Below are 23,389 nucleotides of genomic sequence, written 5' to 3'. Positions count from 1 at the left end.
CCACTCTGTTCATGCTTGATATGCTCTTCATACACCGCTGAAAACGTGCTTCGGCGGTTTATGAACAGCACCGTTATCGAAATAAGAGAAAACATGAAATTTCTTGAATCAAAAGACTACCAGAAGAAATGCTGGCAGCACTTTGAGCGATATAGCTCAGAAATAAAGAGCCTGATTCCTGATGCCAGAGTTGAGCATATTGGTGCTTCTTCAATTCCTGAAGCAATTTCTAAAGGTGACCTCGATATTTTCGTTGGCGTCGAGCCTGAGGATCTGGAGCAAGCTGTCATCTCCCTCAAAGCATTAGGCTTTGAAGAAAAAATAGACACTCTACGCACGCCAAAATTATGCATGCTTGAATCGACAATCGGTAATGATGTTGCCCTTCAAGTCGTGGCTAACGGCTCTGAATTTGAGTGCTTTTTAGCGTTCAGAGACTCGTTACGCGCTGATGCGTCATTAGTCAAACAATACAATCAATTGAAACGCACCTGTGAAGGTTACTCTCATGATGCCTATCGAGAGAAAAAATCAGGCTTTATTGAAAACGTGTTATCCCTCAACTAACCCCATTAAAGAGGAAATAGGATGAACGGAAGCCACCAGCTCCTGATTGCCGCATCACTGAGTTTTATCGCCGCCTTTCTTCATGTGCTCATCATATTGGGTGGCGCGAACTGGTACCGCTTTTTTGGTGCCGGCGAGAATATGGCGAAACTAGCTGAATCAGGCAGCTCACAACCCGCAGTCATTACGCTTGGCATTGCGGCTGTCTTAACTGTTTGGGGCTTTTATGCGCTATCGGGGGCTGGCTTAATCATAAAACTGCCTCTTCTTAAAGTGGCATTGGTTCTCATCACGTTTGTTTACCTTGTTCGAGGCATCGCAGGTCTCATTGCCCCTTTTGTCTCAAGCCATCCAGCAATCAGCCAAAACTCGCTGACTTTTTGGCTAGTCAGTTCAGTGATCTGTTGCATCTTTGGTGTATTTCACCTGCTTGGGCTAATCAACCAATGGCACCAGCTCGCGGGCAGTGCATGAGGCTCGCTCACTCGATGCGCCAGCAGAAAACGATACAGTTATTCTCAAAAAAGACTTAGCTCAATGAATCAGGAATTTGAACAAAGCGGATTCGTCGTTCATAGAAGCCTATTTTCGAGTGGAGAACTGAAAAGTATCCGCGATGTTGTTATGCGCTTTCATGCGTCATGGATTGAGAAAAACAACGCATTTTACCAAGACAAGGCGATAAATTCGGCGTTTCTGACCAGCGTGGAACATTTGAATGAAAAAGACAGAGAGGCGCTCTTTCAATTCATCGGCTCCAACAAGTTAATGGCTGCTGTCACCGATATCATGGGCTCTGACGCAACGTTCATGAATACACAGTTATTTTTTAATCCCATCAATTCTGACCAAAAGAACTATTGGCACCGTGACCCTCAATACCACCTTTCGCTAAAGGAGCAGAAGCAAGCACTGGAAGGGGATAAAGTCATCCATTTTCGTATTCCGTTGCTTGATGAACCGGTCTAGAGCTGGTGCCCGGCACGCATAAACGTTGGGATAATGATAGAGAACTTGATGTCCGATTAGAGCAGAATGGCTGCAAAAACCACGATGAACTGGCGACTGGCTTGTCAGTGACACTCAATGCGGGTGACATGCTTATTTTTGATGCCAACATGATACATAGAGGCATCTATGGGATGAATCGCCTAACTCTCGATGTCCTGTTTTGTGACCCGTCCCCAGTGCTGGTTAAATTTGTTAATGAACAATGCTTACCAAACGAAAAAATGCTCGTAAAGCTAGAAAATCCGCAAGCGTTTACACAGGCAATAAAGATAAAAGAAACACTGGTAACCCTTACCAATTAAATACGTCAGGTAGTCAAACACACAAAGAGAGAAGACATGGAAACCGTCCTTATTACCGGAGCCTCTCGCGGCATTGGTTTAGAGTTAGCAAAGAAATTTATCGATCATGGCTATCAAGTGATTGCAACTTTTCGGGGGGAGCCGTCGAAATCGTTAGAAGCCCTACGAGCTAGCAACGCAATAACTTTGCATGAACTTGAAGTGACTGACTCTTCGTCAATCAAAAAGCTAGCATCCGCGCTCGAAGGTCAGCACATCGACATTCTGATCAATAACGCTGGCGTCATTGGTGCAGAACAACAATCGTTTGAAATGGTAGAGACTGAGGCATGGCTTGACACCTTCAGAGTCAATACTATCGCACCATTACTGGTAAGCAGGGCGTTACTTCCTCTAATGGATCAAGCGACAAATCCCCGAATAATTACGATTTCCAGCCAAATGGGAGCTCTGAATAGCTCAAGCATGGGTATGTATGCCTATCGCACGTCGAAAGCTGCTGCTAACAAGTTTATGCAGGTACTTGCTTCCGAATTAAAGCCCAAAGGCTTTACTGTCTGCCCTGTTCATCCGGGTTGGGTTCAAACCGATATGGGCGGAAAAGAAGCGGACATTACAGTTCAAGAGAGTGCTAAGGGCATTATCTCCCTGATCACAACATTGACGTTGGAACACACTGGCACATTTTTCTCTTGGCAAGGTGAAGCGCTTGAGTGGTAACAGCTGAGAATCGGCGCCAACGAGATGGAATTCGTAACGGAGTACAGCCGAAAAGAAAAAGTAGTTCGGTTGATGCTTTTCGCCCTCTTTAGCGCCGTACTCTTGATCGACCAAAATGTTCAAACCTACGCGGGTGAGAAAAGGTGCCATTGCCTATCTGCAATCCGGAATATTGGTGATGCTACCCATCATCACCTTATTTGTTGCCGTTTGGGGATACTCGTTTGCAACAACAGTACCCAAGCTTGACCGAGCAAAACTTGATGAAGAAGTCCCCTGTAAGGTGCATCTAGAGAGCGCTACCACGGTTTCGGTACTTAATTGATCACATATCAAGCATGCGACTTACGATTTTGAGGAACTGATTTATTCCGCCGACCACCTATTTAAAAAGTGGGCGAGGAAGAAGCAATGCAAACGAGTAGCTACGCCGGAATACCGCATGGAAGACACCGCAGCGCATACTGCGATCCGGATTCTAACAAAGGCGGCGCAGGCAAGTCTAGTCACAGTCAGCAGGATGGAAGCGGCTCTAAAAAGCGTTCTGCTGGCGGTCAGGGTTATAGGCCAATTATCTTTCAAAGCCGCAATCATGAGAGGCGGGAGAAGTTCAAAGTACTGGTTTGCAGAGCTTTCGGGATCACACCAGAGGACTTCGACCACGTGGAATCCACGCAGAATGTCTATTGACCTAAAACGCTAACTACTTCGCCTTCTGTGTTCATGCTCTGTTTCAATAGCCCGAAGCCGCTTAAGACTATCTGTGGATTTCCTTCTCGCTAAAACCGGTGAACCAACCGATATTTCCTCTGTCTTAGCTTCGTAAAATACAAATCTTAATCGAAACCAAACACGCCAAAGCCATGCTGTTATCTGCCAGTTAACTTGATAGCTGGCGTGTCTATCGCGAGAATAACATGATCATTCGTCTATCCATTTTTCTTCCACTCATCCTCTTCTTCTTTACAACAACGGCAAATGCAGACCCGTTTGAGGGATGCTATCTGAGGACAGATACCATCTCCAGTGTGGTGTCTGATGAAACCAGCGATGAGTCTTCCTACATACATATTTCGTAACAAGACAGGAGTTATTTTGTCAATGGATTGATTTGGGGCGCCAACTACCATATTTGTCAGGTCGAAGGAGAAGGCGTCCCCATCAAAATGACCCGTGTCGGGGATAAGCTGGTCTACACCGAGAGCGATTCGGGCCCAGAGTTCAGTTTTAACTGTAAGTTGGAGTTTTCACTTCATGATAATAAGTTAACGATTTCTGACAGCAACTTTGACTGTTCGAATTGGGTATTTACCTGCGGTGCACGAGTGGGGCTCGATGGTGTCGAGCTGCCGAAAGTGAGCCAAACGTGCCCGGTTTCTGATTGAGGATATTCCACGTTAAATCATTATATTACGTCTAAAAACGGGACGCTTTGTAACGATCTGTAAGCAGCTCACACACAAAAGATATTCAGAGCAGCCTCTTTAACCAACAGACTTAAAAGTCCGCGTAGATTGAGGGAGCATTTTCTACGTTCGCCTTAGGCACTTTTCATGCTCTTTGCGCAGAGAAAAATATGGCTGTTGAATCGTCACTTGAAGATTTCTGTTGCTAGACCATACCTTTTCACATCGTCTAATGACATCACATGAATATTGTCACAAGGGGCGCTGTAGAGGGTATAGAAATAAAACTCGAGGCCTTTTTCCTTACCGAGCATTTCAGAGAAATACGTAAGCTGTTGCCAGTGTTCCGAATCTTTATTATCGAGCTTGCCAGCCTCTTCCCTCTGACCATCATCACTCACGCCGCACCATGAGTGAAAGCCCAGTTTGCCCCCTTTCTGAAGCTTCCTTTGATAACCTGCGGCAAAGAGATCGACACCGCCGGATGATACCTCACTGTCACTCAGCACAACCGTGGTAATTTTATGCTCTCGGATTAGGCGACCCGTATGCATATTCACGTCATCAAACATAGAGCCAGGGACATTTTGCAGGTATAGCTTATCTATTTTATCCGCAACATCTTTGAGCTGGTTATAAGTACCAATACCCAGCGTGCCTGTGAGCACCGCTTCTCTTTTATCTTTATTCAGGACAATCGACGAATCGCCAAATCCGTTCAACGCCATATTGAAAGTGAGCGCGATATCAACTGCATCTCTGTCACCATTGGTAATTTTGGCACTGATCGTGAACGTACCCTCCTCGTCAATTACCGCTTTAGTCATGTCGTCCTGAAGCGAAAAAGCAAAGTCTGGAGTGTCAAAAAAAGCCTGCTGTTCTTCTGCTTTGTCCGGAAAAACACCACTCTTGATAGTGAAACTACCCTTTTGACCAAAAATATTGTCTTCATCCTCAGCATCCGTTCCGCTGTAAATCAAGATACCTTTATCTTCTGGGTCACTTTTATTCCGATAGTTGAAAAGGAGGAGTGTCTCCCCTGCCTCTTCATCCACCTCCGTGAGAAAAAGCAAATATTCTTTTCGACCATCCGGACCTGTTATTGATAATTGAACATGCTTATTCATGGTTTCAAATTTGGCAACAAAAGCATCAATTTCATCATCAGGGATTGATTTCGTTGGCTCAAACTTGACCTTTGCTGACTCAGACGCCCTTTCTATCACGCTCTTCGCTGCATGGTCATCGGCATGAGCCAAGAAGCAAAAACTCTGCAAGGTAATGAGAAGAGCGGTGAGAGTTGAAGACTTTTTCGACATACGCCCTACAAAATTAAAACAGCGTTCAATTTATACTAAAAGGGATTAAGTGCAAACTGATAAGTCGCATCTATCCTGTGTTGTCAGCAAAATGGCGTCGTAGCCAATATATGAATTTTTCGACAAACCAAACAAATTCAAACGTTAGACGATAGCCAATTTGGAATGCGGCGTAATATTGAGAATCTGAGCTCATGAAGTAATGGAACTTGCGAGATGAAAATAAGAACAGTGAAAGTTTCTGACGCCGAAGCGTTGAATGCGCTGGAAAAAATACTGGCTGACGAAACAAAATATATGATGTTCGAGCCGAACGAACGTGAAATAACCCTCGAACAGCAGAAAAAACGCCTTACCTCATTGGTTGATTCAGACAACGACTGTATGTTCGTACTTGTGGAAGGGCAGAATATACTAGGATACGCAGCTGGCCTTGGCTTTAAAGCAACCGAAACAGGCATAAAATACACTGCGTCATTGGTTTGGCTCAAACGGCCGCAGGACAAGGTTTTGGCAAAAAGCTAATGACCCATCTTATTGAATGGGCGCAGCAGAAAAATTTATCGCGTATTGAGCTCACAGTGATGTGTCAATACGAGAGAGCGAAAAAGTCTATGAAGCCTGCGGCTTCGAAGTCGAAGGTATTAAACGCCACTCGATGGTCGTAGACGGCCAAGCTGTCGATGAGTACATGATGGCGAAACTACTCTGACTAAAGACTGGAGCATCTTAGCAACGCTATTTGGAAACACAGCTAAATGGACGATTTTCAGACATTCAAACAGTTACTTACTGTTGTTCAGCGCAAGTGTAACTATGACGATAACAATACATGGTTTGAAGGCCCGCAAACATATCTTGATGCAGTGAAAAATGAGATTGATGAGGTTTCAGAAGAACTTTCTAAATCTCGTCATTGCTATATTGAAGACGAGCTAGGTGATGTGCTCTGGGGGTTCCTAAACACTGTCGCTGCTCTTGAAAAAACGCATGATGTTAATCTTGACTCTGTGATATCACGCGCCTTCAATAAATATAATCAACGTATTTCAGCGATTGAAAATAACGAGCCTTGGGATGAAGTTAAAAAATCACAAAAGAGAGCTTTAGAAGAAGAATACAAAAAGGAAAAGTAAAATAATCGTGGCAGAGTAGCACGTTTTATTCTTGCCACTTTTCGATGTAATATACAAACCTATGGTTTCACACCAAAATGTCATAGTTATATTTAGTCATAATCTTTTTTGTTCGAACTATTAGCAGTATACCTTTAATTTATAGCCCTATATAAATAATCATCATTTGTGTTAAAAACTGAATTATCTGAGTATTGAAAACACTAAATCAAGGATAGCTTTTAGGGTTTTCATGAAATTAAAATCACTACTAACACTGAGTACTACAGTACTTCTTTCTTTCGGTGCATCAGCTGACGGATATACTTTTGTTGATGTACCCGACAACTATTCAGAATCATTTTTTTATAAAGCACCAAATGGTGATCTCGGCGTTGTTGATGTTGCACATTTTTCTGGTTACATACCTCAGTCAGCTACGGTAAATGTTGTAAACTACATATCTAAGAAGCGCTACTTACCCAATATTAACTGGCGAACATCTCGCTTACTGGGAAATAATTATCAAATAGTCACTGGCCAAATTTATTACTGTATGAACGTCAATTTGCCTGCTGAATTGAACGAAACACGCCACACATGGCCGACACCCGAATATGATGAAAGTAACCTTATTAGCTACAACACCATGATCATTGATGTTGCTGGATTCGTTTACTCTTCAACCGTGGTTGCTGCAAATACTCAGCTTTGCTCGGCTTACTAGCCGTGCTTTTTGTCTGTTTTCCACCTCGGTAGAACAGATAAATTTTTACCTGCCCTTACTATACTGGCACGCAAGCGTTTACCCAGTTTGCCCTGCAATACAGCAGGGCTTTTTATGCGTCACTTTGATTTCAAAGTGTGAAAAAGCCGCACAAGGCGGCTTCTAAATTCACTCTTTTTAGACATTCACTGTTAAAAACTATAACGTGCACCCAGCGTAAATTTAGTTTGTTTCAGCCTTTTATCATCACCTTTACGTTGGAACTGTTCGAAACCAATATTAGCCTCGACGCTAATGCTGTCATAAACACCAATGTTGTTACCTAATCTTAATTCAAAGGCACTTTTATCGTACTTTCCGTAGCGCAACGCCGGCTCAAAAAGCCAAATGTCAGAGACATGGTATTTAGCACCTACCTCAGCAGTTATGCCCTTCTCCTTTTCCTTTGCTTTGACGCCTTCAAAAGGCAGTTCGAAGCGCTCCGTCGCGTAGCCGAGTAAACCATAAGCAGATAAATCGCTGTTGATCGGCTGATAGTAGCCAAGTCCAATAAGGCCGTACGTGATTTTCGCGTCATCTTTCTTTTCCATATCAAGACGAACTTCAGCGAAGACGTTATCTATGAAACTCAAACTACCGCGAAGGTAACCACCCATAAGACGTTTTGAGGTGGCATCGTCATTCAGTTTTGTTGGGATTTCTTGATTAAATTGAGTTAGCTGGAGGCCACCCGAAATGAAACTATAGTCTTCGCTGGCAGCGAGCGCAGATTGTATAGAGACAGAGGAGAAAATTAGAACAGTTACAAATGCGGACTTTTTCATTATTCACCCTATTTAATTCAACTGGATGTGGCTGACCCAATATAGTTGACTCAAACAGGTAAACAAGCATGGCTTGCCTATCCATATAGATTACGAACGAAATTCTTATTTCTGATTTTAAGAAGCATTCTTCAGAAAATAGGCTCAGATAAAAATATCTCAAAGGGATAAGTGATTATTCCAAAAAACGTATGGCAGGTTTTAGCTCAGTTTCTCCTGTCAGAACGAAAAAAGCCGCACAAGGCGGCTTTTTTTACTTTATTAGCATTCAACTTTAGAAGTTGTAACGCGCACCCAGCATGAACTTAGTTTGCTTGGTTTTCTCATCCGCGCCCTTAGGTTTGAACTGGTCTTGGCTCACGTTTGCTTCAAGGCTAACGTTTTTGTATACGTTAATGGTGTTACCCAGTTTTACTTCATAAGCACTGTGGTCATATTTTGAGTAACGAATCGCTGGCTCAATGGTCCAGCTGTCAGTCGCATGGTATTTCGCACCAATTTCACCAGTCAGGCCTTTCTCTTTTAGCTTGTCTTTGCCACCAGTTTTGTTAGGAAGCTTGAATTGCTTTGCAGAGTAGCCAGCCAGACCATATAGAGACAGATCATTGTTGATTGGCTGGTAGTAACCGATACCAACCAGACCATCAGTCACTTTTGCATCACCTTTCTTAGACAGGTCAACGCGGGCTTCTGTAAAGAAGTTGTCTGCAAAGTTATAGCTACCACGAACATAACCACCCATGACTTTTTTAGACGATTCAAACTCTCCGCCTTTCTTCGCTTTCGTAGGCATTTCATTATTGAACTTGCTGAATTGAACACCACCAGAAACGAAATTGTAATCGTTGCTCGCGTTAGTCGCAGCAAACGCCGATTGAGCCATGATTGAAGTAGCGATTACAGCAGCTGAAAGTACAAACTTTTTCATGATTACACCTAGTATTGTTTATCTATTTTTTCGTCAGACTCTTGTCTAACACCACAAGATACGCAGGAATACTCTGTCTCTTCCGTACCTTACTTATAAATTCTGACTTCTGATTTTCAGAAGCTCTCCTCTGAAGACGGGCTCAATTAAACATCGTTCAAAATTATATGTACAGTGTTTTTTTGTTTCATTTGAAACGTTGTTTTTTATTTTTATAGGTAGGTGTTCGGTAAGTTATTGGCTTTTAAAAGGAAATATCAGACATCTAGCTGCGAAGTTTTTTTTCGAATTAAAGAGAAACGGGCTCACAAGAAGGCTGTTGTGAGAGACACTGGCACGTGGAGTCGAAAAAAGCTCGCCTGGATATGAGGTATGAACGGATAAGAGTGTCGAGAGAATAGTGAATAGAAAGAAGTATTATTGTTGTTAAGCGCGCAAGGCTCTCAGTGCCGTTCTCCTCCGCTTCCTGTGTGAGCGTCTGTCGGCATCACTACAGTTACGGTTTTGCGCAGGCTCTCCTCTGGAATAAGGTTACCAATGCATCGGCATTTCGTATTGCAAGCTCTTTAAAAGGTTACTTGCTAACGTGAGATATTACTGAGTACCTTTGCAGCCAGATTGGTTCCATCATTACTAATTGAAACTTTCCTAACGACTGCAACGGTTTTTACTGGCTTCTTTCGCTCGATACATTGCCTCATCAGCATGGCGAATAAGCGACGTGACATCTCCAGCATCTTCAGGGTAAATAGCAACACCAAGGCTCAGGGTAACAGGGATAGTCGCACAAACAACGCTAAGCCCTGTTTTTATCGCGACAACTAACTTGTTAGCGACAATCAACGCTGCATCCGCATCTGCAACATCAGTCACCAAAATAATAAACTCATCACCGCCGATTCGAGCGACAAAGTCTTCTTCCTTTAGCGACTCTTTAAATATTCTGGCGGCAGTTTTGATTACCTCATCACCAATATGGTGGCCAAGGGTGTCATTGACGGTTTTAAAATTATCGAGATCCGCAAACATGACAGCAAACGTCCTGCTCTCCTTACCTGACTCAGCAGTAATGTCCTGCAACCTATCCATGATCAGCTTGCGTGTCGGGAGCCCTGTCAGCATGTCATGGTGAGCCATATGCGTGAGCTTCTTCTGTAACTTATCGCGCTCGATCGCATTGCTCTTAAAGACCTCCAGCGCCTTCGCCATGCAACCTACTTCATCTTTTCTTTGTGATACCGAGATATTGATATCAAGGTCGTTGTCGGCAAGCCGGTTCATAATAGTCGTCATATTGGAAATCGGCGTGGCAATATCTGAAGCAATATAATAACCAACAAGCAAAATACCGACGCTGCCTATCAACATGGCGGTAAGTAGAATAGCGGTGAGCTCGTACAAGCCGAGTAAAATTTCTGCTCTTTCAACTTCTGCGATGATGGCCCAATTCAAACTCATATATTTAAAAGGCGCAAAAGCAGATAACACTTCCTCATCTCTGTAATCCATCTCAGTGTGTATCCCTGATATTCCTTTCAGCGCTTTATCAACTGAGTCTGTATCAACACGTGTTTTCAAAATACTCTTAGAGCCTAAAAATCGAGAGTCACTGCGCATGAGGCGATCTGAACCAACAAGGAATGTTTCACCAGTTTCCCCCATCCCCGCGGTGACATGCATAACAGAATTAAGCGCCGCAATAGGCATTTGGAAGATCAAAACACCTATATATTCCTCGCCTTTTATATGAATAGGTGTGGCTAGAAATGCCTCTGGTTCATTATTACTCGGGCCGTAATTAAAATAGTCAGTCAGATACAAGGAGCCGACAGAAGGGTTTTTATTTATCTGAATGAAAGCCTCGGCAATGTGACTGTCTTTCCATTCACCTCTCAACAAATTGGTGGCATAGTCGTTTTCCTTCTTTACGGAATAAACGATATCTCCCTTTTGATTAACGAGAAAAATGTCATAGTAACCATGTGTAGCAGCCAAGTTGCGAAAATAACCATGGAAGTCGCTGTGATACTTGCTGTATATGGAGCCGTCATCACTGTGGGTCAGTGATTCTTTCTGCCCAACATCGAACGGATTATCAGAAATATACAGCGCTTGTAGTGCCCTTTTGGGGTCGCTGTCGATAAGTTTCCAGCCTTCACCGAAAGAAGCCATTGCCTCTCTGACGGTTGGTGAACGACTCTGAAACACGATATCTTTGCTGATAATTTCAAAATAGTGTGTTAATGACTCTTTTCTCGATTCCAATAGCGCAGTTAACTTGCCCTCGGCTGATGACGTTAACTGGTCAGCAGAATATTTAAAACTGATTCCACCTGTAATAATTGCTGAAATAAGCGCGAATGTAATAATGACAAAAGGAAGTTTGTTTTTAATTTTCATATTATCAAACATAAATTCTGCTAAATCCGCAAGACGTAATCCCTCTAAATTATAGGCGGTAGTTTTTTAACAGCACAGAGTAGATGCCTTTATTTAACCGTACGACACTGAGTAAGTTTTTAGGGCATAATGTATGGATTATTTATTTAGCATATCAACAAGAAGCATATTTCAACTGAATTTGAATCCGTCTTTAATTTACGAACGGTATATCAGAATCGATTAATCGTTTTATCTAAACAGTCATTTCAACGAACACATATTTATCTGATTGGAAAAAACCTTATTCTAGTAATCACGAACATTATGGAGAGCATCGACTAACAGTCACTATGGATACTTTGATGCTCAATAAGAATACAAGAGGATATTATGAAGAAAACCACAAAGACATCGATCATCAGTGCAGTAATGGCAACGGCTTTTCTTGTTTCAGCTCCATCTGCTGTCGCTCACGAGCACAAGAAGCCACAACCCAAGCTACCAATGAATGTTGTTGACTACTACAAAGCACCACAAGGTCTACAAATCAGCGACGCTGACAAAAAACGCGTCACAGAAGCGGTGTTAAAAGCCAGTGAGGGATGGAAAAGTGCCTTTAACCGCGGCGATGCCGCAGGTGCTGCAAATCAATATGAGGAAGGCGCTGTGATGACCGCCATGCCATTCGGTATTTTTATCGGAAAAGTGTCAATCCAAGCATTTTGGACCAACATCATAGGGCAGGGTTTTGATGACGTAAAATATATGGGGACCAAACTGGAAGTCGTCAGCGGTGATGCAGCAATAGTGTCAGCATCTTGGGAAATGAACAATGCTTACGGCATCATTACCAAGGAATTATGGGTTCTTCAAAAAGACGGTTCGGCCAAACTGCGCGTTGATGATTTTGAGATTGTTGGGGCTAAGTAGTAGGGGCTAAGAATTTGATGTATTTTTCGCCAAGTTTAGCCCATCCCACAGGCCGAATTGCTAGTCACAAAACAATCAATTGGCAACGTTAAACTCAAAAATTGAACCATAAATGAGCCAGTGATCTCATTTATGGTTCATGAAATATAAAAATCACTGATTTTGTACAGATTTTCTATACCCTAGCTCAAAATTCCAGTTTATTTCTAATATGAATTAAGGCTAGGCATGAATATCCCGAACATGAAAAAAACCGTGCTCGCATCCGCATGTGCGGCATTTGCGCTTACTGGCTGTGTAGAGCCAAGAAAAGCTGATGAACAAGTACCAGCTCCGCCAGAAGCAGCGAAAACGATTGAAAACCCTTTAACCGTATCACTTGTCGAACTCAATCAAGCGCTGCCAGAAGGTAAATCCATTACGTTTTATCTCAAAGATGACCTAAGCACAGATCTAGACGAACGTGAATTGGTAACAGTTTCAGGCGCTACACGGGTGACAAGCAAAGACATCCCAGATAATGTGCAAGCTGCAGCAGCAGAAGACACAAAAATCTTAGGGCAGGCTTATGAAACAAAAAGTGGTCAATTTGTTATTCACCTCAAGGAAGCTCAACAACAATCGTTTGAGTTAGAGGTTCTTGTTAAAGATGACGACTATTTCTCGACCAGTAGGTCGCTTTACATTAGAGGAAATAGCGACGCTGGCCAAACAGGTACGTCAAAGCTGGGCCAGTCTGAAACAATCCAACTGACGCCTGTTGTAGGTACTGAAAACAAAGAAATTGCAATTGCAGGCCAACAAGCAAAATTCGGCTCAGTTGAAGGTGGAACTACTGAAGCTATTGAAATTCAAACTGATTCATCAAAAGCGAACTTAGCCGGCGGAACAGTTGCACTTGAAATACCAAAAGATACTGTTTTGAAAGATAAGTATGGAAATGAAGTAACTGGCGAAGTTACAGCCAATGTCGTTTATTTCTCAAATGATGCTGGTGAGTCTGACACAGATCAAGAAACGTCTCCTCTTGATGCTTTCCCGGGTGGTTTAGCGCCTATCAGCGTTGATCTTTCTGATGACACAAACAACGATATTGACCTTCCTGAAAACGGACGCATAAACTTCATTTCTGCTGGTTTTACTGCAATTGAACTGTCAAATGAAAAAGGGCAGGTTGTTGCAAATCTTGAAGCTAAAGATGCGGCCGCAGACCCTGTCAAACTAGAGTTTAAAGTCCCCGCAGATACAACTGACGCTGAAGGTAAAGCTCTAGAACTAAATGGACAAATTCCACTTTGGTCATACGATGAAGTCAATGGTCGGTGGAAGTATGACGGACAGGGCAGAATTGTAAGACAAGAAGGTAATGTATTCATCGTGGAAGCAGAAATCACCCACTTGTCGTATTACAACCTCGACTATTTTGCTAGCGAAAACTGTCGTAAGGTTGATATTGAGTTTGAAGTTTCAGGTGGTGGTGATCAATACCCAATCACAACGGTTCTCAGACGTGACGGCGGTAGTTGGTCCGAGACTGTCAACTTTGATGAAATAACGTCCCATACTTTTTGGAATGTTCCAAGCTTCCAAGGTACCCTAGACGTCCTCGGTCCGGACAATACATCAGTGATTGAAAGCTACGTACTTGAAAACGGTACCGAAGGCAATACAAAGCTGTCAGGCAACTTTTGTGACGACTTAAACAATGCGAAAGTGACATTGAAATCGTTGGCACCAGAGGCTCTAAAAACATTGAGTGTTGATGTAACGAGCACGTGTCAAGATAATAATCTGGGGCCAAAGAAGCAAAATGCTCTGGTTCAGGTCACTACATCTTCCCCTTACAAGTATTATGGCAAACAGCAAATAACTGACCAAGGAACAGTGGAATTTAAAGTCCCAGCGAACAAAGAGTTCAAAGTTGACACTTGGTTGACCACAAGTAAGGGAACAGATTATAAGAGGACAACTGTCAATGTTTCCGATGCCAACGAAGAAACAACAATCAACTTCAACGCTGGTATCTGTGGCACCGTAACCGGTACAACTGGTACTACAGGTGTAACTGGCGGCACTGGCGGTTAACGCATGAATACCATTCGGTAAGTATTAGCAGGCGAAATTTTCGCCTGCTTTTTTGTTTTTTGTAGCTTTGAGTTTTACATGGCAACTTCTATTCGTTTCGCTTTTTTTGCAGGTTTACTCCTGCCCACGTCATTCTCCGCTGAAGCAGAAAATAGCCTCAACACGAGCTTCGCCCAAACGGGATATACCGGGGTTTTACGCGTACCTAATGCGAGTACACTCGACTTCGGTGAAGTAAGCACGGCCTGGCACCATGAAGATAATATTAACTTCAAAACACGTTACGGTATCGGTGCACACAACACTATTTTATTCGGTTTAGGCATACTCCCCGGTGTCGAATTTACTGTGCAGAATACCTATAAGCGGTTTGATGGAGATACCGGATACGGTGATGCGAGTAGCGACCTTTCATTCTCAATTAAAGCATCAACTGAAAATTGGTTTCCCTCTTCACCGCTAAGCGTAGCAGTCGGTATGCAGGATGCTGGCGGCATTGCAAACTATCACGACAACACCTACGGTGTGGCGAGCCTGACATATTCAAACATCAAAATCAGTGCAGGATATGGCAAGAGCAATAAACGAAATCAGATGGGTATTAATTTCCTTAGTGGTCCATTTGGTGGCATTGAGTGGCAAGCGACCGATTGGTTGCAACTCGCGGGCGATTATGACGGCACCGGCTATAACGCTGGCTTAAAGCTCTTCACCCCAAAAGGCCTGTTACCTTTTCAGGCTGAGGCATCTGCAAAGCTTCAAGCTTATTCAAACAGCGCAACAACTAACCGCGATAATCGTTATGTAGGAATTGAGCTTCGTGTTCCTTTTCGCTTGTCTGACTCTCAGCAAAAATACTCACGTCACCACCAAATACAAACACCACGCACAGAACTTGAAAGTTACCCAACGATTTCATCAGAAAACATTGCTGCACCGAAAGGCATGGAGCGAATTATCAACACCGATGTGGGTGAGTTAAAAACAAACATCATTAAAACAACCCTTTCTCAATACGGCTTCCAGTTTGTTCGCGAACACCATGGTGATACCGTGTACTCTGTCGCTTTCGAAAACAGTACATTCAATCACAATGAATTAGATGCTATTGGTGTCGCACTTGGCCTGATCAGTAAATATGAAAGCGGTAAGTTTCAAGTCTTTTTGCTCAACAATAAACTACCCATGCTGGAAGTTACTGGGGATGGAAAAACAGTCCGAGAGTTCCTGGCGGGAGAGCGGGCAAGCAGTGAACTTAACTATGACACATTTAATACCCTTCGGAAATACAGAGCCGTAAATTGGGCAAAAAATGAAAAAGAGCTCAGTTTTTCTGCAATAACACCAAAAATAAACCTATCGCCAAGCCTGCTTTCGACTGCTGGTACAGAGTTTGGCGTTTTCGATTATTCTCTGGCACTTGCAACAAATTTAGTCGTTGATATCTGGCCGGGCGGCAGTCTTGATATCAGACATATGACCCCCGTAGCCACGAGCCAAGATGTCCGTGATTATTGGTGGCACCCTATCACCCCCCACGAAAGAGGCATCGATAGAGCCCTATTTCATCAGGCTTTCGACTTGCCCTATGGCATATTTTCCCAATTCAGCGTAGGTAAAACATACAAAGACTACCATGGCGTTCTCAATGAGACACAGTGGCAATCTCCCTCTGGCCGGCATAAGTTTACGCTGACTACAGGCAGTTTCAGCCAAGAGAAAACAGGTAAGGAAGCAACGCCGCTTTTGAGAAGCTATCGCTTTTACGCACCAGAGCTGGACTGGGCGATAGAAGTACAAAATGGTGAGTACTGGGTAGGTGATGCTGGCTACTCGATAAAATCCCATCACTGGTTTGGCGATCTGCGTGTAACGCTTGAAGCACATCGATCAGGCGAAGACTATGCTGGTATGAATTTGAGCTTCCCGTTGACACCGCGTAAAGAAATGAAGCCTAAAATCGTACAAATCACGGGTATTGATCAATGGCAATGGGGTTACCATACTAAGATATCTGGTACTGACAACCGAATTACGCAAAACGCAATTTGGGAGCCGACATTGCAGCACGATATAGACAGGCGTTACTTCAACAGAGACCGGCTATCCCCTCTCTACCTCAAGTCTCACGAGGGACGGATGCGGGAAGCCTTTATGGAGTTTGTCGCGAAATAGTCCGTTCATAAAAAAAGCCACCTCATCTGAGGTGGCTTTTTCTTTAGCAATTATGCTGGCATGTGTTCCTGAAGGAAGCTGAGGAAAGCATTTGCCGCAGTTATGCGGTTCGCTTTTTTCGTGAAACCGTGTCCTTCATCGTCGAAAACTACATATTCAACTGGAATATTGTTCTTACGGGCTGCTTCTACCAACTCGTCGCTCTCAATCTTGAGTACGCGAGGGTCGTTAACACCTTGAACAACCATTAATGGCTTGGTGATATTGTGGGCGTGAAACAGCGGCGATATGCGACGGTGACGCTCTGTGTCTGTCGCTGGGTCACCCATCATATCGTAGAGTGCTTTTTTGAAGCTTTCCCACCATGGTGGAATAGACGCCGGATCCAACGTACGTACCCAATTAGTCACACCAAAGATATTAATCCCCAGTTTGAACTCTTCTGGTCTGAAGGTCAGTGCTGCCGCGGTTAAATAGCCACCATAGCTTCCACCCATGACAGCTACGTTCTCAGATTGAACCCAGTCCAGCGATTGAAGGTATTTTTTACCCCAAACGATATCATCAAGATCCACCTCACCATGTTTACGATCGGAAAGGTGGAAGAATGTCTTACCGTAACCAGAGCTACCTCGGTTATTGACTGCAAATACCGCATAACCGTTGTTAACAAGAAACTGGCGAACAGGATTATAACCCGTCACACTCTGGCCACCCGGACCACCATGAATTTCAATCACTGCTGGCACAGGCTTATCAGCGCTCGCTTGTTTCGGTTTATACAAGATACCCGGCACTGTGAGACCGTCGAAGCTCTCAAAACGCTCCACCGTCGCACCGACCAAATGCTCTTGCGTCATCTGTGAACTTAACGAGTGTGTCAGTCGCTTCACATCCCCACTGACGATATCCCATACATACAGGTCAGTAGGTGATGTGTCGGTATCGAGGTAAAAAGAAAGCTTGGTTTCGTCTGCTGAAAACGAATACGACCAAATTTGCCCTTCAGGAATTGAAGGAGGTGAAATAGACTCACCACTCTCCATATCAGTAACCACAAGGCGCATGCTGGCATCTTCATTAATGCAATGTGCACGGTACTTACCCGATGAAGAGAAGTTCAGGAAAACAATATCCCATTTTTCTTCAAGATACGGAGTCGCTTCTAAAGTTTCGAGATCAATGGCCAGAGCACTGGTAAATTCGCCGGTCGCGTTGGTGCCGACGTAGAGCGTTTTGGAGTCTGTAGAGAAGGATAACGGATGATTTTGTGCAGCAAAATCAAACGAAGTTACTTTTGCAGGTACTTTATCCGTGGACTCTAGGTCGACAAGGTAAACGTCAGAATCGGTATTCGAATTATTCTGAGTTAGTGCGACATAACGACCATCAGGGCTGACGTTACCTGTTGAAAAGCCAGTGTCATTTTGGAATACCAGCTCGCGCTCATAGCTTTCTACATCATAACGATACAGATCCATTGCTCGCTCATCACGCTCGTTGCTTTGAACATAGAAAGAACGGCCATCCGCTGAGAAGCGGCTGAATATTGCGCGTACTTTTTCGCCAGGGGTTAGGTCTGTGACTGCGCCATCTGCCGAGAGTACGTAGACGTGAAAACGCTCATCACCACCGCTGTCGCTCATATACAAACAGCGATCATCTTCAGGGAAATAACGGACAGGATGCACAGTGTCTTTGCTATCAGTCAGCTTCACTTTAGTGCCTGACGCAATGTCTAAGCGATAAAGTTGATACACTCCCGTTTCATCGCAACTCAGTAAAATCTTGCTTCCGTCTTTCGAAAACTCTGTACCACGATAAGAGGTATTATCGAAAAAGGCTTCAGCGCTATATGTTTTAAAATCATTCATCATCGTTATCCTTATCCGTCTTTGTCACGCTGAATAGTAACAAAACCTCAATTTGCCGCTGAGCGCCGAATTCTCGCTTGTGGAATAAGCATCAAGCTGTTGAACTCTACTCTGTCTTAATTATGAAATGAGTCGCATTACAATTTTGGAACGACAACGAATCAGCTACATAGTACATCCTGTGTATTTAGGCCTCACTCTGGGTTGTAAAATCGAGGTCTTGTGCAACGTGCTGGGCCGGAGGCAATTATGGCGTGCTGACTCTCAAAGACAGAAGATTCAAGTTGCTAATCAATATTAAACACTTGTAAATGAGATAACTAATGCTGAATTGAGCAGTTGAATACAGCGTGTAATTTGATAGATGGAATATTAATGAAAACGTTCGTACGTAAAGCACTTCTCTCAGCATGCGTTTCTGCGCTGCTTCTTTCATCGACAGTAAGTTATGCTGACTCCCGTAAACTCAAATCAGATATCGTCGCTTTAGAGACGGGTATGGTGGTTACCCACCCAGTCATGGCTGTTGAACTGCTGCCTGCAGTTGGGAAAGAGCTGATAGTATTGGGGGCTCAAAACAACCAACGCGTGCTCCAGATATACACAAACAATTCCGCTCGCGAGTACGTCAAAGCCAGAGAGATACTGGTGCCGGATAGCCTCCAACGGTTTGATGTCAGTCAATATCAGGAAGGGATAAATCAGCAAATCTATTTCCTGTCTTCTGACACACTCTTTTTGTTCAACCCATCAGCGGTCAACCCATTTGAAAATGTGGCGAACGTTTCTACCACGATGCCAAATAAAAACAGCGACTATTTGGCAAAAGATGATTTTTTGTTTGATGACAACAGTGACGGGGTGGCAGAAGTACTGATTCAAAGTTTCAATCAAGTCAGTGTGCTCAAATTCAGCGATAAAGGCTTGTTGAAACGCGACTACCCCATTGCCGCGAAAGCGACAATCAATGGCGAGGTGGTGACTTATCGGCCACCTGAAATCCTGATGGAAGACCTCAACTTCGATGGCCTCGACGATCTGATTGAGCTACAGAACGGGCAAATCAGCTATTACGCACAGACAAAAGATGCACTTTTCAGTCAACAGCCCAATATCGTTCCGCTTAAGGCAGACTTTTTAATCGATGAGTGGTGGAACAAAAAAGACGCAGACGGGCGAACGTTGGACCAAAGCAACCTGTCGTTACGTCGTATTGAACACTTTGAAGACCTTAATAATGATGATATTCCTGATCTGATTGTGGTTAAGACAACCAGTACGGGTGCACTCGATCGCAACAACGACTACGAAATTCATCTCGGTCACAAGAAGGCCAACACACTCTCGTTCAAAGATAAGCCCGATGCAGTATTAACTGCTGATGGGACACTGGGTGGCCTAAAAATGGTAGATATCGACAATGATAACCGCAAAGAAATGATGCTTAGCGGTATTGATATTGGCGTATCCCAGATCATCAGCGCACTGGTATCAGGTAGTGTCGATCAGGACATTTATCTGTTCGGTATGAATAAAGACAATAGCTTTTCCTCCAAGCCGATTCTCAACAAAGAAACCGAGCTCAGCTTCAGTATCAACTCAGGAACAGCAGGAAATGCGCTTGCCCAACTTGCAGACTTCAACGGAGACGGCCTGAAAGATCTGGTGCTCTCAAGCGGTGACACCAAATTAAAAGTTTTCTTTGCAAACACTTCCTCAAAGCGCTTTGAGCGAATTAGCAAAAGCCTGTCAGTCGACATTCCTGGCCAGGGCGATGATGTGACTACTGCCGACATTGATAATGATGGCATCGATGAGTTGCTTCTGAAATATTCGCGACTTGATGAGCCTGAGCTTCAATCAAAGGTTTTGTTGATAAAGCCAAAAAATGGCTAGGCGATGATAAAGGAAAATAAGCCGGAGCCTTGCTCCGGTTTTTTATTTGAAAAAGAAAAAGACCAGAAAACTGACAATAACAGTCAACAACATTTTTCGGGTGAAATAGGCCAACAATACGGCGGCCAATGCAGCGACCAAGTAGGGATTATCAGCAGATATATCCAATTGCCCATTTCTTAAGAAGACGATCGGTGCGCAGAGCGCGGTTAGTACCGCAGGTGCGGAGAACGATAAAAAATCTCGTAGCTTGTCCGATATTTTTAATGGCAAACCCGGCGATAAAAAAAGATAGCGACTGAGAAAAATAATGGCTGTCATTGCGAAGATAGAAAACCAAATCATAATGCATCCCTCCACTCGTGACAGAAGAAACCCACAACCATTGCCAACACGCTAGCGATCATCATCCCACCGTCTACATGCAGGCTTTCAAACGCGACTGACAAAACCAAAGCCGTTATCACCGTTGCAAGTGTCGGAATATTTTTTACCATAGGCACCACAATAGCGATAAACGTCGCCGCAATGGCGAACTCTAGGCCGACATTCTCTAAGTTCGGGATAAGCTCGCCTGCCACAATGCCAACAAAACTTGCGACGTTCCAGCAGATATAAAACCAAAGTCCGACGCCCAACGCATACCAGCGGTTAAAGTCCTCTGGGGGCTTTCCCGCCGTCACAGCAAATAACTCATCAGTGAGTAAAAAACCCAAACCAAACCGCCACTTGGCGGGTAATGGGCTAATACGGTCACGCATTGAAAGACTGTACAAAAGGTGCCGTGAGGTAATGATCGCGGTCGTCATCATGAGGATCCACAGCGAGGCATCAGCTTTCATCATACCTGTCGCTGCAAGCTGGGCGGCACCAGCAAACACAATCGCTGACATTGCTTGCGCCTGAAAAGGATCCAAACCAGCTTCAATCGCAAAAGAGCCTGCGAGTAACCCCCATGGCATAACAGCAAGGCACAGTGGAGAGGCATCCAGCGCACCGCGCCGAAAATGGTGCCAAGAGTGTGCCTTGTCATTCCTAGACGACTCAATTTCAATCTGTGAACTCATATTTTTGTCCAACTTTTATCACGTTGAATGAATACAATCTATGTTGGATTGTAATGCTTTTAAAAAGAACACTTCATACTACTAAACGCGCAGTTGAATCATTCATCGTTACTTGGGTTGATCGACAGAAAACACACTTTTTGCCTCAGATTAGACGTACCCTCTGCCAACACATTCACGAATAACTAATTAACACAACATTTGATCATCACATTAATGCTCACCCGCTCAATAACCAGTCATTATGAGGAATTAATCCACACGCAAATTTCTTTTGATCAAATCAGTAAAAGCAGAAACTGTCGATAGTACGAGTGATCGAAAAATGCTTACACTCAGTAATCCTGTCTGCTAATAACACGAAAAAAGGAAACAAAATGCATTGGAGCCGATCCGCCATTGATGAAAGTGATGATAGATTTCGGGCAAAATTTATAAATAGCCTATCAGGCTTCAAAAGCGCCAACCTTATCGGAACGGCTGACGCCAACGGCAACACTAACCTTGCCATTGTCAGTTCTGTTTTCCATTTAGGGGCAAACCCACCTTTGATCGGCATGATTGTGCGGCCACATACCGTTACCCGCGATACACTCGAAAATATACAGATGACGGGCAGCTACACCATTAACCATGTCTCTGCTGACATCTGGCAGAAAGCCCATCAAACTTCAGCGCGCTACCCAAAAGATCAGTCTGAGTTCGAAGCAGTAAAATTAGACGAACAATATATCGAAGACGTACACGCACCTTTTGTATCTCAAAGTCGTTTGAAGTTCGCGTTAAAACTGGTCGAAACCCAAACACTCGAAGTCAACCAAACGGTGATGATCATCGGAGAAATCACCGATGTAATTGTTGAGCCGCTCGCGGTACAAGATGATGGCTTTATCGATATCGAGCTATTGGAGACGGTGGCGGTTTCTGGCCTTGATGGCTACCACACCACCAAACGCCTTGGCAGGCTCAGCTATGCCAAGCCCGATAAAGACCCCGATGTTATCGGTTAGTCAGGTCTCGACATAGCTATGCGAAGGCGCTAGAGACCGAAGCGCCTTCAAATGGTCTTTTGATTCACTCGCTTGGATAACTCTGCTGCACTCTCAACGCGCTCGGAGTATCTGTCTACCAAATAGTCACTGTGGTCGCGGGTTAGCAAGGTGAATTTCAACAGCTCTTCCATCACATCAACGATCCGGTTGTAGTAGGACGACGGCTTCATTCTTCCTGCCTCATCGAACTCCAGAAACGCTTTCGCGACTGATGACTGGTTTGGGATAGTCAGCATACGCATCCAGCGGCCCAAAACCCGCAGCTGGTTTACGGCATTAAATGACTGAGACCCGCCACACACCTGCATCACAGCCAAGGTTTTACCCTGTGTTGGGCGCACTGCCCCCATACTTAATGGAATCCAGTCAATCTGACTTTTCATGATGCCAGTCATCGAACCATGACGCTCTGGCGAACACCACACCTGACCTTCAGACCACAATACCAACTCACGTAGCTCAGCCACTTTTGGGTGTGTTTCATCACAGCTATCAGGTTGCGGCAGACCCGATGGGTCGAACACTCGCGTCTCTGCTCCCATCGCTGTCAATAAACGCTGACACTCTTCAACCACTAAACGGCTGTACGAGCGCTCTCTCAGGGAGCCGTACATCAGAAGAATTTTGGCAGGGTGCGCAGATTTAGGTTTACTCAGAAGCTCAGTGGAAGGCTCCATAAATTCACTGGTTTCCAGCGCTGGCATTTCATCATCAAACTGGGTCATCGTTTCAATTCTCTCAATATCAATTTTTGCACTGCAGCAAACGCACAGAGCATTATATATGGTTTTCCATATATTAATCACATCCTCTATATGTCGTCAAATTTAGACAAATGAGTAATGTGAAATACGTACTTATCTCTATTTTTAATATCAAAATAATATTAGCTACATAAATAATCACCAAATATATTTTTAATACTATTAAAACAATGAGTTAACTTTTATTAAAAATATTAGCTACATAAATAATCACCAAATATATTTTTAATACTATTAAAACAATG

At 43.8% G+C, this 23,389-nt stretch carries 26 protein-coding genes; 18 read left to right on the top strand and 8 right to left on the bottom strand.

The features are described from left to right. Positions 1-93: 93 nt before the first annotated feature. The 9 genes from CS022_RS20615 (at position 94) to CS022_RS20585 (ending at position 3,985) form a co-directional block, all read left to right on the top strand. A complete protein-coding gene (locus tag CS022_RS20615; RefSeq protein ID WP_129123832.1) occupies positions 94-567 on the top strand; it encodes a GrpB family protein in 474 nt (157 codons plus the stop codon). Between the two features lie 21 nt (positions 568-588). After that, complete coding sequence (locus CS022_RS20610) at positions 589-1,041, top strand: hypothetical protein (protein ID WP_129123831.1); 453 nt, start codon at positions 589-591, stop codon at positions 1,039-1,041. A 63-nt stretch (positions 1,042-1,104) separates the two neighbouring features. Continuing rightward, positions 1,105-1,536, top strand: coding sequence for a phytanoyl-CoA dioxygenase family protein (locus CS022_RS27490; protein ID WP_201746332.1), 432 nt, complete (start codon positions 1,105-1,107; stop codon positions 1,534-1,536). Between the two features lie 5 nt (positions 1,537-1,541). After that, on the top strand, positions 1,542-1,880 hold the full coding sequence (locus CS022_RS27485; RefSeq protein WP_201746331.1) for a phytanoyl-CoA dioxygenase family protein: 339 nt from the start codon (positions 1,542-1,544) through the stop codon (positions 1,878-1,880). A 36-nt stretch (positions 1,881-1,916) separates the two neighbouring features. Next, entirely contained in the window at positions 1,917-2,600 is a 684-nt protein-coding gene (locus CS022_RS20600; protein WP_129123830.1) for an SDR family oxidoreductase, read from the top strand. Between the two features lie 115 nt (positions 2,601-2,715). Beyond that, the gene (locus CS022_RS20595) at positions 2,716-2,925 is read left to right on the top strand and encodes a hypothetical protein (RefSeq protein WP_129123829.1); all 210 of its coding nucleotides are present in this window, start codon (positions 2,716-2,718) and stop codon (positions 2,923-2,925) included. 86 nt (positions 2,926-3,011) lie between these two features. Beyond that, positions 3,012-3,290, top strand: a complete 279-nt coding sequence (locus CS022_RS20590) for a hypothetical protein (RefSeq protein ID WP_129123828.1) — start codon at positions 3,012-3,014, stop codon at positions 3,288-3,290. A 227-nt stretch (positions 3,291-3,517) separates the two neighbouring features. After that, a complete protein-coding gene (locus CS022_RS24975; protein WP_161569697.1) occupies positions 3,518-3,679 on the top strand; it encodes a hypothetical protein in 162 nt (53 codons plus the stop codon). An 87-nt stretch (positions 3,680-3,766) separates the two neighbouring features. After that, the gene (locus tag CS022_RS20585) at positions 3,767-3,985 is read left to right on the top strand and encodes a hypothetical protein (protein ID WP_129123827.1); all 219 of its coding nucleotides are present in this window, start codon (positions 3,767-3,769) and stop codon (positions 3,983-3,985) included. A gap of 206 nt (positions 3,986-4,191) precedes the next feature. Here CS022_RS20585 and CS022_RS20580 read toward each other — a convergent pair whose 3' ends face one another. Then, positions 4,192-5,325 (bottom strand): hypothetical protein, encoded by a 1,134-nt coding sequence (locus CS022_RS20580; RefSeq protein WP_129123826.1) that lies wholly within the window; start codon positions 5,323-5,325, stop codon positions 4,192-4,194. A gap of 216 nt (positions 5,326-5,541) precedes the next feature. Between CS022_RS20580 and CS022_RS26810 the strand changes: the two genes are divergently transcribed. The 4 genes from CS022_RS26810 (at position 5,542) to CS022_RS20565 (ending at position 7,167) form a co-directional block, all read left to right on the top strand. Beyond that, positions 5,542-5,850, top strand: coding sequence for a hypothetical protein (locus CS022_RS26810; RefSeq protein WP_235869832.1), 309 nt, complete (start codon positions 5,542-5,544; stop codon positions 5,848-5,850). Positions 5,851-5,911: 61 nt separating this feature from the next. Beyond that, on the top strand, positions 5,912-6,037 hold the full coding sequence (locus CS022_RS26805; protein ID WP_235869831.1) for a GNAT family N-acetyltransferase: 126 nt from the start codon (positions 5,912-5,914) through the stop codon (positions 6,035-6,037). A gap of 46 nt (positions 6,038-6,083) precedes the next feature. Beyond that, positions 6,084-6,461 (top strand): MazG nucleotide pyrophosphohydrolase domain-containing protein, encoded by a 378-nt coding sequence (locus CS022_RS20570; RefSeq protein ID WP_129123825.1) that lies wholly within the window; start codon positions 6,084-6,086, stop codon positions 6,459-6,461. Positions 6,462-6,693: 232 nt separating this feature from the next. Next, positions 6,694-7,167 (top strand): hypothetical protein, encoded by a 474-nt coding sequence (locus CS022_RS20565; RefSeq protein WP_129123824.1) that lies wholly within the window; start codon positions 6,694-6,696, stop codon positions 7,165-7,167. 191 nt (positions 7,168-7,358) lie between these two features. Here CS022_RS20565 and CS022_RS20560 read toward each other — a convergent pair whose 3' ends face one another. The 3 genes from CS022_RS20560 to CS022_RS20550 form a co-directional block, all read right to left on the bottom strand. Next, positions 7,359-7,991, bottom strand: a complete 633-nt coding sequence (locus CS022_RS20560; RefSeq protein ID WP_129123823.1) for an outer membrane beta-barrel protein — start codon at positions 7,989-7,991, stop codon at positions 7,359-7,361. Positions 7,992-8,265: 274 nt separating this feature from the next. Further along, positions 8,266-8,919 carry a porin family protein gene (locus CS022_RS20555; RefSeq protein ID WP_129123822.1) on the bottom strand — a complete coding sequence of 218 codons (654 nt, stop codon included), beginning with the start codon at positions 8,917-8,919 and terminating at the stop codon, positions 8,266-8,268. Between the two features lie 648 nt (positions 8,920-9,567). Further along, positions 9,568-11,331 (bottom strand): GGDEF domain-containing protein, encoded by a 1,764-nt coding sequence (locus tag CS022_RS20550; protein WP_129123821.1) that lies wholly within the window; start codon positions 11,329-11,331, stop codon positions 9,568-9,570. Positions 11,332-11,691: 360 nt separating this feature from the next. Between CS022_RS20550 and CS022_RS28270 the strand changes: the two genes are divergently transcribed. From CS022_RS28270 to CS022_RS20535, 3 genes are all read left to right on the top strand, one after another. Continuing rightward, positions 11,692-12,231, top strand: a complete 540-nt coding sequence (locus tag CS022_RS28270) for a YybH family protein (protein ID WP_408057278.1) — start codon at positions 11,692-11,694, stop codon at positions 12,229-12,231. A gap of 243 nt (positions 12,232-12,474) precedes the next feature. Beyond that, positions 12,475-14,316 (top strand): hypothetical protein, encoded by a 1,842-nt coding sequence (locus CS022_RS20540; RefSeq protein ID WP_145964531.1) that lies wholly within the window; start codon positions 12,475-12,477, stop codon positions 14,314-14,316. A gap of 78 nt (positions 14,317-14,394) precedes the next feature. Next, positions 14,395-16,491: a YjbH domain-containing protein gene (locus tag CS022_RS20535; protein WP_129123819.1), complete on the top strand. Its 2,097-nt coding sequence runs from the start codon at positions 14,395-14,397 to the stop codon at positions 16,489-16,491. A gap of 50 nt (positions 16,492-16,541) precedes the next feature. On the opposite strand, the gene CS022_RS20530 is transcribed toward CS022_RS20535, so the two are convergent. Continuing rightward, positions 16,542-18,368 (bottom strand): S9 family peptidase, encoded by a 1,827-nt coding sequence (locus CS022_RS20530; RefSeq protein WP_129123818.1) that lies wholly within the window; start codon positions 18,366-18,368, stop codon positions 16,542-16,544. A 372-nt stretch (positions 18,369-18,740) separates the two neighbouring features. Between CS022_RS20530 and CS022_RS20525 the strand changes: the two genes are divergently transcribed. After that, a complete protein-coding gene (locus CS022_RS20525) occupies positions 18,741-20,261 on the top strand; it encodes an FG-GAP repeat domain-containing protein (protein ID WP_129123817.1) in 1,521 nt (506 codons plus the stop codon). A 42-nt stretch (positions 20,262-20,303) separates the two neighbouring features. Here CS022_RS20525 and CS022_RS20520 read toward each other — a convergent pair whose 3' ends face one another. Together CS022_RS20520 and CS022_RS20515 are read right to left on the bottom strand one after the other, a co-directional pair. Continuing rightward, the gene (locus CS022_RS20520) at positions 20,304-20,606 is read right to left on the bottom strand and encodes an AzlD domain-containing protein (protein WP_129123816.1); all 303 of its coding nucleotides are present in this window, start codon (positions 20,604-20,606) and stop codon (positions 20,304-20,306) included. Then, the gene (locus CS022_RS20515; RefSeq protein WP_129123815.1) at positions 20,603-21,328 is read right to left on the bottom strand and encodes an AzlC family ABC transporter permease; all 726 of its coding nucleotides are present in this window, start codon (positions 21,326-21,328) and stop codon (positions 20,603-20,605) included. Before CS022_RS20515 ends, CS022_RS20520 begins: the two co-directional genes overlap by 4 nt. 377 nt (positions 21,329-21,705) lie before the next feature. On the opposite strand from CS022_RS20515, the gene CS022_RS20510 reads away from it, so the two are divergent. Beyond that, positions 21,706-22,338 (top strand): flavin reductase family protein, encoded by a 633-nt coding sequence (locus CS022_RS20510; RefSeq protein ID WP_129123814.1) that lies wholly within the window; start codon positions 21,706-21,708, stop codon positions 22,336-22,338. Positions 22,339-22,385: 47 nt separating this feature from the next. On the opposite strand, the gene arsH is transcribed toward CS022_RS20510, so the two are convergent. After that, positions 22,386-23,105 carry an arsenical resistance protein ArsH gene (gene arsH, locus CS022_RS20505; RefSeq protein ID WP_129123813.1) on the bottom strand — a complete coding sequence of 240 codons (720 nt, stop codon included), beginning with the start codon at positions 23,103-23,105 and terminating at the stop codon, positions 22,386-22,388. Positions 23,106-23,389: the final 284 nt, after the last annotated feature.

The organism is Veronia nyctiphanis (assembly GCF_004116385.1).
GTDB classification, from domain to species: Bacteria; Pseudomonadota; Gammaproteobacteria; order Enterobacterales; family Vibrionaceae; genus Veronia; species Veronia nyctiphanis.
Note: the sequence above shows the minus strand (reverse complement) of the source record. Positions and strands in the feature narration are given on the sequence as shown.